Genomic DNA, 16,535 nt, shown 5'->3' with positions numbered 1-16,535 from the left:
TGGTGTAAACGTTGTGCAACAGCCACGGGACGCTTGCGCTATATCATGGTTGGTAACTAGTTCCCACGACATCAAATAAAAGTTTGGTTTACTGCAACCTTTGGCCCTGATAGCACATCTTTATAGGCGAACCGGAGAACTAAAATTAAAACCATGTTCAAAAACTACCTTAAGATCGCTTTCAGGAATCTTCAAAAGCAAAAATTCTATGCTTTTATCAACATACTGGGTTTAACCATTGGCATAGCATCAACGCTGTTAATCGTTGTCTATATCGCAGATGAATTGAGTTTTGACCGTTTCCATAAAAAAGCTGACCAGATTTACCGGGTTACTGTAAAAGCCGTGATTGCAGGACAAGCCTCAGAATTAGCCACCAGTTGCGGCCCATTGGCCCCCACGGCGCTCGAGGAATTTCCGGAAGTGAATGAAGCCGTAAGATTAACCCCACAATCCAATGTTGTGGTCTCTTTGGGAGAAAAATCCTTTACGGAAAAAAACCTGTTGCTAGCCGATTCCAATTTCTTTAAGGTATTTTCTTTCGAACTATTACAGGGAGATCCGGAAACAGTGTTAAATGCCCCCGATAAAGTTGTTTTAACCGAATCAATGGCCACAAAGTATTTTGCCTATACAGGAAGGGGTGATTCGTCGCCAATAGGCAAGTCGTTGCAAATCGGCGACAGTCCCTGTGAGGTGAGTGGTATTGCCACTGACCCTCCGGGTAACTCTCATTTGGACTTTGACATGGTCGTGTCCATAAGTACTTTGGGTGATGTCAGCAAACGGGAATGGACCAGCAATAATTTGTACACTTATCTCGTACTGAATCCCGAATCCAACCAGCAGGATTTAGCGCGCAAGTTTAACACACTGGTGGAAAAATACGTCGGGCCGGAAATTGAACAGTACCTGGGAGCTTTCCTGCAAAAGTTCAGAGAGCAAGGTGGTGACTATGGGTATGCCTTGCAGCCGATGACCGATATTCATTTAAAATCTAATCTCGATGATGAGATGGGCCCCAATGGAGATATCGACTACCTGTATATCTTCGGGGTGATTGCCATTTTCATCGTCACTATTGCCTGCATCAATTTTATGAATCTCTCTACTGCGAGATCGGCAAACCGCGCCAAGGAAGTAGGAATCAGGAAGGCTTCAGGTGCAGAGAGAAGAGGCCTGATCAATCAGTTTTTAACGGAGTCAATGCTTTTCAGCCTTGTTTCCACCCTACTGGCCATGGGATTAATCTTACTTTTGTTGCCACTTTTTAATAACCTTGCCGGTAAAGAAATATCTTTTCTGATGTTATTGGACGGTACCGTCCTGGGAGGAATAGCAGGCATCATTATCATCATTGGAATGCTTGCAGGAAGTTATCCGTCTTTGTATTTGACATCTTTTAAACCTGCTGAAGTATTGAAAGGTAAAATACGGGCTGGCTTTAAAAGCAAGGGTATCAGAAGTGTCCTGGTAGTTTTTCAATTTACCATCTCCATAGGCCTGATTATCAGCACACTGATAGTTTATAAGCAACTGAATATGATGCAAACCAGGAATCTGGGATTTAATCAGGAAAATGTGCTTGTCATTGATAATGCTTCCCAGTTGCGTGAAAACCGGGAAGTTTTTAAAAACGATTTAAAAAACTATCACGGAATTACCCATGTAAGTAGTAGTAGTTCACTACCACCCGGCCTGGATAACAACACCATTTTCAGGGCAATGGGAAAAAATCAGAAAGACCGGCTATTGCAGTGGTACTATGCGGATCAGGATCATTTGGCTGCCATGGATATTGAGTTAAAGGATGGCAGGTTTTTTTCAGTAGACTTCCCTTCCGATTCATCCGCTATTATCCTGAATGAAACAGCCATGAAGGCCATTGGCTGGGACAATTATGAAAACCAAAAGCTTATGACGTTTAGAAAAAGCCCGGAAGGTGAAGTATTGAATTTAATAGGGGTGGTAAAAGATTTTAACTTTGAAAGTCTGAAAAGCAGAATCAGGCCAATGGCGATTGTTCCGGGTGGTGGCAATCTGCTTTCAGTAAGGCTTGCGCCCGGTGACCTTCAGGAAAAAATCGATCTGATTAAAACCAAATGGAAGCAATATGTACCCGGTGCACCTTTCGACTATTATTTTCTGGATGAAAACCTGGAGAGCCTGTACCGGGCAGAGCAGCGCCTGTCTAAAATCTTTGTGTTGTTTACCACTTTAGCCATCGTGATCGCCTGCCTGGGTCTGCTGGGACTGGCGACTTTCACCGCCGAGCAGCGATCTAAGGAAATAGGGATCCGCAAGGTATTAGGTGCAACCGCAAGTCATGTAGTGATCCTGATGTCCGGGGAATTTACAAAATTGGTGTTGATTTCGTTTATGCTCGCCATTCCGCTGGCCTATTTGTTTCTGTCAAAATGGCTGCAAGGGTTTGCTTATAAGGTAGATATTGGCATTGTCAGCTTTCTGGCCGGTGGATGTATTTCTTTGTTAATCGCCTGGCTAACGGTCAGCTATCAATCATTTAAAGCTGCCACGGCAAATCCTGTGAATTCGTTGCGCAGTGAATAAGTAGTGAATAAAGGAGGCAACGAATTTACGAACAAACCTCCTCACTTCCTTGAATTATTCGCTGGTTTTACGGACAGTCTCCACCACCACATTATGGTTGGTATAGATACAGATATCAGCGGCAATCCCGAGGCTTTCCTTTACCATTTCTTCAGCACTTAGCGAGGTGCTATGTTTTTTCAAAGCGACCGCAGCAGCCTTGGCAAACATGCTGCCGGAACCGATAGCTGCTATTTCATCATCCGGCTCTAAGACATCACCTGTACCGGAAAGTATAAGGATTTCTTCTTTATTGGCCAAAATCAACATAGCTTCCAGCCTTCTTAAATAACGGTCCATTCGCCAGTCTTTGGCTAATTCAATCGCCGCCCGCTTCATGTTTCCCCCATAAGCACTCAACTTTTCATCAAACCTTTCCAACAAAGTAAATGCGTCAGCAGTAGAGCCGGCAAAACCGGTGACAATTTTACCTTCCTGCAATTTTCTGATTTTCTTTACATTGCTTTTGGCAACGGTGTTACCCATAGTAGCCTGTCCGTCAGCACCAATAGCCACCTCGCCATTATGTTTGATAGCGACTACGGTAGTTGATTTTATTTTTGTCATTACAAATTCTTTTTTTAGAAATTACTGGCCCATGAATTTTCATCGGCCTTCCAATATTACACAATAATGATGCAGAAGTTAAAATTCATGACAAATTATCAGTGAATTCAGCCACAGTGCAGGCAATAGCAACCTGATAGCAACCCACAGCAACGATTTTGTTGCTAAAGGTTGTCAGCAGGGGATACCGATGGTCTGGTCAGTCATAGCATGGCTCCAGCCATACTATGACTATAAAGAAATTTATACGAGGATCCTGATGGGATCTTCAAGAATGCTTTTAAAAGTTTTAAGAAAGGCCGAGCCCACTGCTCCGTCAACTACCCTGTGATCACAGGACAGGGTGACCTTCATAACATTCCCGGGAACCAACTGGCCGTCTTTCACTATGGCAGTCTCCTTGATAGCGCCCACAGCCATAATACAAGCGTCAGGAGGATTAATAATGGCCGTGAATTCTTCTATACCAAACATTCCCAGATTAGAAATGGTGAAGGTGTTGCCCTCCCAGTCTGCTGGTTGCAGCTTTTTGTTATGGGCTTTTTGAGCCAAATCCTTGACTTCGGCGGCAATATGCGAAAGTGGTTTATTGTCCGCAAACCTGACAACAGGTACCAGCAGACCGTCTTCCACGGCAACTGCCACTCCGATATGAATGTGATGGTTTTTTCTAATTTTATCACCTAACCAGGCGGCATTGACATCAGGATGTTGTCTCAATGCTGCGGCTGCAGCTTTAATAACGAGGTCGTTGAATGAGATTTTTACCGGAGAAACCTCATTAAGGCTTTTTCTGGCCTCAACAGCCTTATCCATGTTTATCTCCATGGTAAGGTAAAAATGGGGCGAGGTAAATTTACTTTCAGCCAATCGTTTGGCGATTGTTTTCCTCATCTGAGACACCGCCACCTCTTCAAAGCTTTCTTCACCGACTACCTGCGGAAGACTAACAACAGGAGCACCCTCAGGGGCCGCCGTGCTGACAGAGGGCGCTTTAGCGGGCACAAAGGCCTCGACGTCCCTTTTAATAATTCTGCCATAATCACCTGTCCCCGGTATCTGCGACAGATCATAACCTTTTTCTTTGGCCAGTTTTTTCGCCAACGGAGACGCTTTGATACGGCCATTCGACGAAGTGCCGGCCGGCGCTTCGACCTTTGTTTCGGCTACAACCGGCGCTGTCACAGTTGCACTGGCGGTGGTGGCTGCAGCCGGTGCTGATGGTGCCGGTGATGAAGTCGTCGGTGACGCCGATGGTTGGGCAGGAGCACTATGAGCTTTAAGTAAAGTTTCATAATCTGCGCCTTTTTCTCCAATGATGGCGATTACACCATCAACTGCTATGGCTTCACCATCCTCGACCCCAACATAAAGCAAAGTACCGTCTTCGTATGACTCAAGGTCCATCGTGGCTTTGTCGGTTTCAACTTCCGCTAATATATCGCCGGACTGGACCGTATCGCCCACTTTTTTATGCCATACCGCTATGGTACCCTCTTCCATGGTATCGCTCATTTTAGGCATGGTGATAACACTGGCATTGATACCGGAAGTGTCAACATCTTCTGTAGCTGCCGGAGCGGGTTCAGATGCCTGCGATTGTGGCGCCGCCGCAGCCTGACTACCAGAGCCGCCCTGTTCAATATCTTTTAAAATATCGTCTATATTCTCCCCTTTTTGACCTATAATAGCAATTACACCATCTACAGGAACCGCCTCTTTCTCTTTTGCACCGATGTATAACAACACGCCGTCTTCATAAGATTCCAGATCCATGGTCGCCTTGTCGGTTTCAACTTCCGCCAAAACATCACCTGATTTGACCGTGTCCCCTTCTTTTACCAACCAACTCGCGATCACGCCCTCTTCCATGGTGTCGCTCATTTTGGGCATTTTAATAACTTCTGCCATTTTTTATTCTATATAAAGTATGTGCCAGTAAATAATAATTTTCTCAAAATAAAGATGAAGTAATAACTTATAAAAATAAAATTTACTTTTATTTGATTCAATCAAGGATTTTTTGTCTGTTTCCTCTTACTCCAAATAAGTGCTTTTTCTAAAACCCAATATTGGCTATGGTAAATTCAACTTTAACGTCATTCAATTCCGGAACCACACTTACCCTAACGCCCAAATCAAATAACCGGTTATATCGCAAAATGTTTAAATCTGAACTCAACTCTATACCGTAGGAGTTAAACGTGTCGTTGAATCTTTGAATCTCTCCATAGGCATAATCGTAAAACAAATTGGCTTTAATACGCTGAAAATTCAGAACAGGCCCCAGCGCCAGATCGGGATAAATCAAAGGGAGCATATAATCCGCTTTAAGATGGTATAGGTTCTGAAAATTGGTAGCACTATAACCCCGGGGAAAAAAGAAGTAACTGGGAAACAAATACGTATTTTCCCTTGGTTCCGGGCCCTGAAATATAATTTCCTGGTACTGATACCCTCCTCTCAGCCGCAAAGAATGATGTTTAACCAGGCCGGGCAAAAAGAGCTGCACCTCAGTAGCCAGGTATTTACCTTCAAAATCACCTCCGATGGGCGTATGCTGATAATTAAGAAAAAATGTTTGCCCCCATTTACTGAAAATATCGCGTCTGGCCCTTTTTAGCAGCCTGTTAAAGGTTATCGTATGTTCCAATGCCTTTAAATTTCCGTCAGAAAGCTGATCGATAATGCGGAAGCTCTGGTTAAAGTCCTCCACCTGTGTGAGACTCGCATTGCTCCCGAATGAAAGCCCCGTCAAATATTTGGAGCGGGTCAAAGTGAACGGCAAACGGTAGCCAAAACTAAAACCTTGTTCCTTCCACCTGAAATTAACCCGGTCAATGCGGTTCGTTTGTTCATTGGGTACATTTTCAAAGGTAGAACGATTACTAAACCGGTACTCAAAATCAAGAATCGGATACAACCCCTGATAACTGATGTTGACAATGCCGGAGCCTGCATCTTCATTCACATCATAGCCATATCCCAACGATGTGGAAATTGTGCTTAATACATCACGCATTTCCAACCCCACAAACAACGAACTGTTAGTCGTATTGATTTCAGGCCCCCAGCTATGGGGATTGATGAATCCGGTGGCTTTCGCATAATTGGTAACAGGATAGCTTTTATTAGGAACATCCTCCAGGATGTGCTCATTTTGTTCCTGCTCCACAATTTGCTCATAATACCGCACATTCCGGTCTTCTATGTTTTCAATGGGTTTCCAAAGCATGGTGTCCAAAGGCATTTTTACCACATTAAAACCATCTTTTTGAAAATCGCTGAAACAGATGGATTGCCCGTCTTCTGCGACCGCGGGGTTGTAGGCACCATGTTTTCTGGAAGTCACCTGATAGCGCCGTTTATCACGCAGATTGATCGCGTAGATATTATCGATGCCGTTGTAAGGGGAATTGTAAAATATAAAATGCTTATAAGGCACCGGATGTCCGATATTTTCATTCGACTCAGGAATGATCATACTTTCCTTTCCACTGACCACATCCATTGAAATCATGGATTTGCCTGCCTGGCCGGCTTTAAGCACGACAATTGCCCCTCCATCGTCCGTCCATCTTGGCATGCTCAAGAAGCGGTTTTCCGGATTGGGAAAACGTTTTATCTCTTTTCCGGAGCTCGTATCCAGGATTACCAGATGGTATTGGTTTTCATCAGTGGTTAAAACCGTGGCTACCCGGGTAGCATCCGGGGACAAGGCGGCTGATGCATAACGATTTTTTCTTCCCAGCGTGCGTAGCTTTTTATTTTTCAAATCATAAAGTTTGATCACAGAAAAGTTTTTGGCGCCCCACCTTGGATCGAACTCAAATTCATTCCATGCCACGATACCGTTTTGTAAAGACAACATACCTGTGTTATTGACAATTCCGGGGATGAAAACTACTCGTTCATTTCCCATACCATCCAGTTTAACCAGTTGGTCAATATCTCCGATCCCGGATTTCAGGGCCAGCACATGGCCGGAATCCAGTACAAGTGGGTTGTGATAGCTGGTGTAAGCCTTACTTTTCCGTTGATTAATTACAGTCACTGGTGTTTCCGATAAACCGTCAAGCTGCCACGTCCACAGCCCCTCCATCTCCGTCATCATATTATCGTAGGTTTCCAGCAGGTTCTTCCCAGTCACTTTTTTTAATGAATTAGAAAACGTAAAAGGAATAAAAGGCCAGCCAAAGGCTTTTTGGGTGACTCCGGACCAGCTTTCGGCCCCGTGTTCATTTCTGACATGGGTGGTCAGGAAATATCCCAGACGATAATGGTCCGGCACAAAATGTTTGAAAGACCGCAGATGCTGCTTATTATAATTAAAAGCACCTCGTTCCAGTAAATTTGTCCTGAAAACCAGGTCGAAGCGTGGTATCCGGCCCCTTCCACTGGGCGTTAACGCAGTTTCTATGCCTATCGCATCACCTTCCCAAAACCAATCAGGCACCGAGAGGTCTGCCCACAGGCTCTGCGCCGCCTGACCAAAAAGCAGGTAAAAAAACTTGTTAAACCCGGTCAGGCTCTTATCGAACTGGACCACATGGCGGAATTCATGTACCGCCAGCAGGTCAAACCAATCATTGGTGCCCAGAAAATTGTAATCCTGTGGCGGGGTAGTAAAAAATTCTGACCTGCGGGGCCCCAGAGCTACAAAGCCATTGGGTATTGAATTCTGATTTTGCAGGATTAATGACAACTTCCGCGGACGTGATTCCAGGGTCCTGGATACAGGCTCATAAATTGTTTCCATCAGGTTGGCCACACGTTGTGCATTTTTTTCATAACCATGGGGAAACAAAATTTTGAAATTGGGGGTGTTGATCTGATGCCACTTTAAAGAAGTGGGATTATTCTCCAAAAGTCCAGCCTGACCATTAGCGGCTAAAACGGCACAAAATAAAAAATAAAAAATTGCTGCAAGACCCTTTCTCATCCACTTACACTTTTTTATATCCACAAATCGGTAAAATATCTACTTCTAAATAAAGTATTTGCCGTACAAATAAACAAATCCGCAAAAGGTTAATTTTTAATTTAAATTCCGATCTTAGAACGTCTTTTTGACTTTACTTAGTACAGTAAAATATTGGTGGAAGTTCCATTATTTGTACAGCATTCATTAAATTCAGACTTTGTTAACTATACAAATCAATGTCAATGCATAAACAACTGAAGCAACCGTTAAACTGGCCCGTGGTAATCTCAGGCATCGTACTGGCGATGACTTCCCTGCTTTTACCGGCCCAAAAAAAATCCTATGAAAACCTGCAGGACGCTCTATACTCAGGGGCGAAATTAAGAGGGGCAAGTGGCCCTGAAAACATCAATTGGATCGACGGAGGGGATAAATTTTCATATGTGAAGAGAAATAGGGATGACGGTTCCCGCGAAATCAGATCTTTTGTCCCCAAAAACGGGCAGGATGCGCTGGTATTCGATGGAAAGGGATTAACTTTTCCCGGTACCGATGAACCTTTTCAGTATGTTTCCTTTCATTGGTCGCAGGATTCGAAACATATACTTTTTCAAAGCAACTTTCGAAAGATCTGGAGGCGTTCCGGCATCTCCGATTATTATTTTTATTCACTGAAAGACAAGTCTTTACGGCTGGTAGCCAGGGATGCCCAGACGGTAGAACTATCACCCGACGGCCAAAAAATAGGTTATGAAAGGAAAGGGAATTTGTTTGTTTTCGATTTCACATCAGGCAAAGAGACCCAACTGACCCATGATGCCGCCGAGCATTTTTATAACGGAAGGTTTGGCTGGGCCTATGAAGAAGAATTTGGATTGGCCCAGGCGTGGGTCTGGTCTCCTGACAGCAAGTTTATTGCCTTTTGGCAGTCTGATGAGCGGGAAGTTCCGGTATTTCAAATGACAGATTACAGCGGCAAACACGCCGAATATGTCAACGTCCGCTATCCAAAAGTAGGAGATGTAAATCCTGTAGTGAAAATTGGTGTCATCGATATCGCCTCACAATCCAATCAGTGGATGGATGTAGCCCTGAATGACGGGTATATTCCCAGGATTTATTGGACTGCCAGGGCCGGAGAATTGGCGATTACACACCTCAACAGGAAACAAAACAGAGTTACACTCAGTTTTCATGATGTAAAAACCGGTAAAGGGAAGACCATTATGCAGGAGACATCCGAACAATGGATTGACATTTTTGATTTCTTTGCCGGTGTCAATCACCTGTTTTTCTTTCCTGAAGATACGGAATCATTTTTGTGGATTTCAGACAGAAACGGCTGGAGCCATATTTACAGGTACAACTATGATGGTAAATTGCTAAACCAGGTTACCCGGGGAGAATGGGAGGTGGTAACTGTCGAGGCTGTAGATACCAGGAAAAACACAATTTACTATACCTCCACAGAAAAATCACCCCTTGAAAGGCATCTTTACACCATTAACTTCGATGGAAATGGCAAAAAACGGCTAACTGAGGGCGACGGCAGACACCATGTCGATCTCTCACCCAATGGCAAGTACTTGATAGATCGCTTTTCCAATGTAAACACTCCTACGCAGGTGGCTTTATGGTCTACGAGGGGCAAAATGTTACACCGGTTTGAGGATAACAATGAGGTTTCAGAATTCATTAATGGTCATGTTTACGCCCCTAGGGAATTGATGCAATTCACCACAACCGACGGTCAAACCCTGGATATTTATGTAGTCAAACCCATCGATTTCGATCCGAACACCCCTTATCCCCTGGTACTGAACATTTACGGTGGCCCCGGGGCACAATCTGTCTACAACGAGTTTGGCACCAATAGCTGGGAGCAGTATCTGGCACAAAGTGGTTACGTGGTGGCCAATGTCAATAACCGGGGTAGTGGTGGTTATGGCAGTAAATTCGAAAAGATAGTTTACGAAAACCTGGGCAAATGGGAAAGCCATGATTTTGTGGAAACGGCAAAATTTCTGGGTGGTAAACCCTGGGTCGATGAAGACAATATGGCCATAAGAGGGCATAGTTATGGCGGATACATGGCCAGTTTTACAGTGCTTAATCATCCCGGTGTCTTTAAAGTATCATTGGTCGGGGCCCCTGTCACTGATTGGCGCCTGTATGACAGTATTTACACCGAAAGGTATATGGGACTGTTGAGTGAAAATGAAGAGGGGTACATGCAAAGTTCATCTTCCACACACGCAGGTAAGCTGGAAGACAACATGTTTATTGCACATTCCGGTATGGATGAAAACGTGCATATGCAAAATACAATGCAATTGGTTAAGGCACTTATCGATAACGGGAAAGACGCGGACTTAAGGATTTATCCCCCGGGAGCCCATGGTGTGGCATATAGCGGCAAAAGTTACATTTTGTTATACAGCCAATATATGGCGTATCTCGACCGCCACCTAAAAGAGAAAATGCCAGTTAAAATGCCTTCCAAATAAGCATAGCGGCAGTTTTCTGCTTTCAGCTACCTCGCGGGCAAAGGGCCCGGGGCCTCTTTTATTTGGCCCCGGGCCTTTTCATTTCAGAATACCTGATCTCAAATCATCAGACAATATTACATGTTCCTTTTTTATTGATAATTATTTGCGAAATTTATTGATTAGTAGATTTTTTAAATTATTGACACCATGACCAGTCATACCCAAACGCCAGGCGCTCGCAAATACGGCATCCGTCACCTGATCTTATTTTTCCTGGTATTAACGGCAACTGTTACAGGAGTCTTTTATTTTTCCGGTAGAACAGAGGCTGCCAAGGGCCCCCGGGATTCGGTGGACCCGGCATTCGGCGCCTATGTGGCAGCTTATACGGCCGGCGTAATATCCCGGGAATCGTCCATCAGAGTACGGTTTGCCGAAGCGTTTCAAGACCCAACACTTGTTGGAAAAGAGGCTGATAGGGCCCTCTTCAAAATAAAGCCTGCTGTTGAAGGGAAAGCCTATTGGACGGACAGCAAAACCATTGAATTTAAACCTGCCGGGTGGCTGGACTCAGGGAAAGAATACAAGGTGGCTTTTAAACTGAGTGATATGATGGAGGTGCCTGATGAACTGTCAGTATTTGAATTCGGTTTTCAAACATTGGCACAAAATTTTGAGGTAACGTTTGAGGGGCTTACTGTTTATGACAAAACCAACCTGAAAAGACAAAAGCTGGTTGGCAACCTTGTTACGGCCGACATCGCTGATGCCCAAAAGGTAGAGAAAATACTGTCGGGCAGCCAAGACAATAAAAATCTCTCCATCATCTGGGAGCATGACCCCGATAAGAAAAATCATTCCTTCATTATAGAAGACATCATAAGAGGCGACGCCGCCGGCCGGGTAGAGGTCAAATGGGACGGTTCCCCGCTTGCTATCAAAAAGCGAGGCGAACAAATCATTCAGGTTCCGGCTATAGGAGATTTTAAATTGTTAAATGCCAGGGTAATTCATAACCCGGAACAATATGTCAGCCTGCAATTTTCAGATCCCCTGCTGGAAAAACAAGATTTAAATGGGTTAATAACGATAGGTAATTTAAGTGATTTTCGTTTTGTCATCGATGACAATGAAATCAGGGTTTATCCCCCGGTAAGACAGACAGGCCAAATGACTGTCAACCTCTTCCCAGGTATAAAAAACATTCAAAACTACAAAATGAAGGAGGCCAAAAGGATAGCGGTAGCTTTTGAACAAATAAAACCGGCCGTAAGGTTGGTGGGAAAAGGTGTTGTTTTGCCCAGCACTGACGGGTTGGTATTGCCCTTTGAAGCAGTGAGCCTGAAAGCAATACAGGTGCAGGTAACCAAGATTTACGAAAGCAACGTACCCCAGTTTTTACAGGTCAATAACCTGGAAGGCAACCGGGAAATCCACCGGGTGGGCAGACCTCTTTTGAAGAAAACTATTCCTTTAAGTAATCAGGGTGTCACAGATTTAGGTAAATGGAACAGATTCACCCTGGACCTTAGTCAGTTGATTGCAGCCGAACCAGGGGCTATTTATCAGGTACAACTGGGGTTCGGTCAAAAGCACGCAGCTTACAATTGTCCGGGCCAGGAAATCACCGAGGAAGGAATGACAAGTGTGGGCGAAGAAAACCGGGATGATTACGAAGAAGATGAATTTAGTTACTGGGACTCCTATGAAAACTATTCCTATGATCCCGATTATCGTTGGGAGGAACGGGACAACCCCTGCCATTCCTCCTATTACGCTTACGGGCGCAGGAGCGTAACCAGGAATTTGCTGGCCTCTGACCTGGGGTTGATTGCCAAGATGGGCAATGACCGGCAATTGATGGTCGCAGTTACTGATATTCAAACCACCACACCACTATCGGGAGTAACGATTGAAGTGTATGATTTCCAGCAACAATTGATTGAAAGCACCTTCACAGACACAGAGGGTTTTGTGAAAGTTGACCTTACCAAAAAGCCTTACCTGATCATCGCCAAAAATAAGGAAGAAAGAGGTTACCTCAAAGTAGATGATGGCAATGCACTGTCATTGAGCAATTTTGATGTTTCGGGACAGGTGGTCCGAAAAGGCATAAAAGGATTTCTGTATGGGGAAAGAGGTGTCTGGAGGCCGGGTGACGACATTTTTCTTACCTTTATTCTGGAAGATAAAAATGATCGGATTCCCGATAAGCATCCGGTTACTTTTGAACTGAAAAATCCCAAAGGTCAGATCAAACAAAGGCAGGTCAGGACTTCATCGGTAGGTGGCATGTATCATTTTGCTTCCCGCACAGAAGATAGCGACCTCACCGGTAACTGGCTTGCCACGGTACAGGTAGGCGGAGCCACGTTTACAAAGACATTAAAAATTGAAACCATCAAACCCAACCGGTTAAAAATTAATCTGGATTTTGGCACGGACAAAATCACAGCCGGCCAGCAAAACCTGGCCGGTCAGCTCAAGGTCAACTGGCTCCATGGCGCCCCGGCCAGAAATTTAAAGGCTGAATTCGAGGTAGTTCTTAACCAGGGTACCACCACGTTTCCTAAATATGCCGAATATACCTTCGACGATCCGGCAAGGGAATTTTACAGTGAAAGTCAGAAGATTTTCGAGGGTTTCCTCGATGCCGGAGGCAATGCAACCATTAACGCCTCCCTGAGTCCCGAAAACGCAGCACCAGGTGTGCTAATGGCACATTTTAAAGGAAAAGTTTTTGAAAGTGGCGGCGGATTCAGCGTGGACCGGTTCAGCATTCCTTATTACCCGTATACCTCATTTGCCGGACTGAGAACACCTAAAGGAGACCGGGCGAGGGGTATGTTGCTGACCGATACCACCCATCGCGTGGATATTGTCACGGTCAATGCCAACGGCAAGCCGGTTTCAAGAACCGGCGTCGAGGTGGAATTGTATAAATTATCGTGGCGATGGTGGTGGGATCAATCGAGCCAGAACATTTCCAACTACATCGGGCGGTCACACAACCTTCCACTGGAAAAGGCCAAAATCAATACTACCAACGGCCGGGGTAGCTGGCGGTTCAGGGTGAATTACCCGGAATGGGGAAGGTTTTTCATAAGGGTTTGTGATCCGATATCAGGACATTGTGCCGGAAAAGTAATCTATATGGACTGGCCCGGCTGGGCAGGACGTGGCCAGCGGGAATTTCCCGGGGCGGCATCGATGCTCTCATTTTCGGCTGATAAAGAAAAGTACAAGGTGGGTGAAGATGTGAAAATCAGCATCCCCGCAAGTGACAACGGCAGGGCTTTGATCAGCATAGAAAATGGTACAGGGATCATTGACCGGTATTGGCTGGAAACGCAAAAAGGAGAAACACCTTTTATATTCACCGTTACCGAAGCTATGGCCCCCAATATTTATGTGAACGTTAGTCTCATACAACCACATGCCCAGACTGCTAACGACCTGCCGGTCAGGCTTTATGGCATTCTACCCATCCGTATTGACAACTCCGACACACACCTCGATCCGGTCATAGATATGGCCGCTGAACTGGAGCCTGAAAAAGAAGTAACGATTAAAATCTCCGAAACTGACGGCAAGCCGATGGCCTACACCGTGGCAGTAGTTGATGAAGGTTTGCTGGATCTTACCCGGTTTAAAACACCCGACGCCTGGCAATCCTTTTACGCCCGCGAAGCATTGGGTGTAAAGACCTGGGATATTTTTGAAGATGTAATCGGCGCTTACGGAGGAAATCTGGAACGTATTTTGGCGATTGGTGGTGACGAAAGCGGAGGCGAGGAAGCAAGTACCAAAGTAAACCGCTTTAAACCGGTAGTAAGATATCTTGGTCCCTTTTACCTGGAAGCCAACAAAAAAGCTACCCACACATTTATGATGCCTCAATACATTGGTTCGGTAAAAACTATGGTAGTCGCCGCCCATAACGGGGCTTATGGCAAAGCAGAAGCAGTAACCCCGGTGAGGCAGTCATTGATGGTATTGGGCACATTACCCAGGGTACTTGGACCTAGCGAAAACGTCTTCCTGCCCGCTAACATCTTTGTGTCCGATGCATCGATCGAAAATGTCAATGTCGATGTCAGCACCAATGACCGGTTTAGACTGGAAGGGCCACAAACCAAAAAACTACGTTTCAACGGCCCTTCCGATCAGTTGGTGGACTTCGCCTTGCAGGTCAAACCACACCTGGGTGTAGGAAAAGTTACGATCAATGCCCAATCCGGCCATGAAAAAGCCCGGTATGACATAGAAATCGAGGTAAGGAATCCAAACCCTCCGGTGGTTGAAGTGATAGACCGGCTCATCCCTGCCGGACAAACCTGGGAAACTGATTTTGAAAATGTGGGGATGGCAGGGACTAATTCAGGCATGCTGGAAGTATACAGCATCCCTCCTATCAATCTGGAAAAAAGATTACGGTATTTACTTAGTTATCCTCATGGCTGCATTGAGCAAACTGTTTCTTCTGCCTTTCCACAATTGTATCTTACTGACGTAATGGAAATGCATGAAACCGGTATACAAAAAATTCAGCGAAATGTAAACGCGGCCATAGCGAGGTTGCAGTCCTTTCAAAACAGTGATGGCGGCTTTAGTTATTGGCCTGGTCAGTCACACTATGATGACTGGTCGACCAGCTATGTCGGCCATTTTCTCATAGAAGCCCAGAGCAAGGGTTATTTGATTCCTGCCGAATTATTAAGAAAGTGGAAACAATTCCAAAGAAAAGCTGCCAGAAAATGGCGTAAAAACCCCAACTATCGCAGAAGTGACCTCATCCAGGCTTACCGTTTGTATACGCTGGCACTGGATAACTCCCCTGAAAAAGGCGCGATGAACCGGCTTAGGGAAAGTAAAGACCTTTCCAATGTGGCTAAATGGCAGCTAGCGGCAGCTTATCAGTTGGCCGGGCAATCCGGCGCAGCCAAAAGCCTTATTAACAACGCTGTTACCACCATACAACCTTACCAGGAACAAACCTACACATACGGTTCCAATATCAGAGATCAGGCGATAATCCTGCAAACTTTGAGTTTAATGGGGGAAAAAGAAAAAGGTTTTGCCCTGATGAAAATGCTATCTGAACATCTTAGTAACAACAATTACTGGATGAGCACACAAACCACTGCCTTCTGCCTTGTTGCGGCTACCGAATTTATTCAATTGGAAAAACCGGAAGGGGGAATTGCATTCAAATTCAAACTGAATGACCAACAGGAAACATCGGCGACAACCGCCTTGTCTATGGCCCAAAAGACCCTGGAAGTCGATGCCAGGCCCATGGGCAAAATGAGTGTGACCAATACCGGCAAGCAGCAAATGTATGCCAGACTTGTGCTGGAAGGTACACCTGAAACAGGCGATAATACCCAGGCCTCGAATAACCTCAGCATATCGGTAATCTACAAAGACATGGATGGTAACATCATCGATCCGGTTGTCTTGGAACAAGGTACCGACTTCACTGCAGAAGTTACTTTGAGTAACCCCGGCCTGAGAGGACATTATCATGAGCTGGCCCTTACACAAATCTTTCCCTCAGGGTGGGAAATCATCAATAACCGTATGGATAACACCGACTACCCCAGGGAAAATGATCAGCCACAGTATCAGGACATCAGGGACGACAGGGTCTACACTTATTTCGACTTACAGGCTAACAAAAGAAAAACATTCCGTATTATGCTCAACGCCAGTTACGCAGGCCGGTTTTATCTCCCTGCTATTTATTGTGAGGCAATGTATGACAACACTATTAATGCCAGAAAGCCAGGAAAATGGGTAGAAGTTAAAAAGGCCGGCGTGCAGTGATACCCCCCTCGACCACTGCGCAGGAATTAATATTGCCAACTTTCTTACCTGGTACTGTTTAGCGGAAGAAAGGTTAGGGATTTCCCCCTAATCATGTGAAATTATCGCAAAAATAA

At 45.1% G+C, this 16,535-nt stretch carries 6 protein-coding genes; 3 read left to right on the top strand and 3 right to left on the bottom strand.

Features of this window, described 5'->3' with window-relative positions; genetic code table 11:
• The first annotated feature begins 153 nt into the window (after positions 1–153).
• Entirely contained in the window at positions 154–2,571 is a 2,418-nt protein-coding gene (locus AC04NP_RS01805) for an ABC transporter permease (RefSeq protein WP_482857584.1), read from the top strand.
• Between the two features lie 54 nt (positions 2,572–2,625).
• Here the strand turns inward: AC04NP_RS01805 and hslV are convergent, their stop codons facing one another.
• The 3 genes from hslV to AC04NP_RS01790 form a co-directional block, all read right to left on the bottom strand.
• On the bottom strand, positions 2,626–3,177 hold the full coding sequence (gene hslV, locus AC04NP_RS01800) for an ATP-dependent protease subunit HslV (protein WP_482857583.1): 552 nt from the start codon (positions 3,175–3,177) through the stop codon (positions 2,626–2,628).
• A gap of 243 nt (positions 3,178–3,420) precedes the next feature.
• Complete coding sequence (locus AC04NP_RS01795) at positions 3,421–5,088, bottom strand: pyruvate dehydrogenase complex dihydrolipoamide acetyltransferase (protein ID WP_482857582.1); 1,668 nt, start codon at positions 5,086–5,088, stop codon at positions 3,421–3,423.
• 148 nt (positions 5,089–5,236) lie between these two features.
• The gene (locus AC04NP_RS01790) at positions 5,237–8,119 is read right to left on the bottom strand and encodes a hypothetical protein (protein ID WP_482857581.1); all 2,883 of its coding nucleotides are present in this window, start codon (positions 8,117–8,119) and stop codon (positions 5,237–5,239) included.
• 224 nt (positions 8,120–8,343) lie between these two features.
• On the opposite strand from AC04NP_RS01790, the gene AC04NP_RS01785 reads away from it, so the two are divergent.
• Both AC04NP_RS01785 and AC04NP_RS01780 read left to right on the top strand, forming a co-directional pair.
• Positions 8,344–10,608 (top strand): S9 family peptidase, encoded by a 2,265-nt coding sequence (locus AC04NP_RS01785; RefSeq protein WP_482857580.1) that lies wholly within the window; start codon positions 8,344–8,346, stop codon positions 10,606–10,608.
• Positions 10,609–10,797: 189 nt separating this feature from the next.
• A complete protein-coding gene (locus AC04NP_RS01780; RefSeq protein WP_482857579.1) occupies positions 10,798–16,419 on the top strand; it encodes an alpha-2-macroglobulin family protein in 5,622 nt (1,873 codons plus the stop codon).
• The last annotated feature ends 116 nt before the right edge of the window (positions 16,420–16,535 follow it).

The organism is Agaribacillus sp. DX54 (genome assembly GCF_056858335.1).
This window is presented reverse-complemented; position numbering and strand designations above follow the sequence as displayed.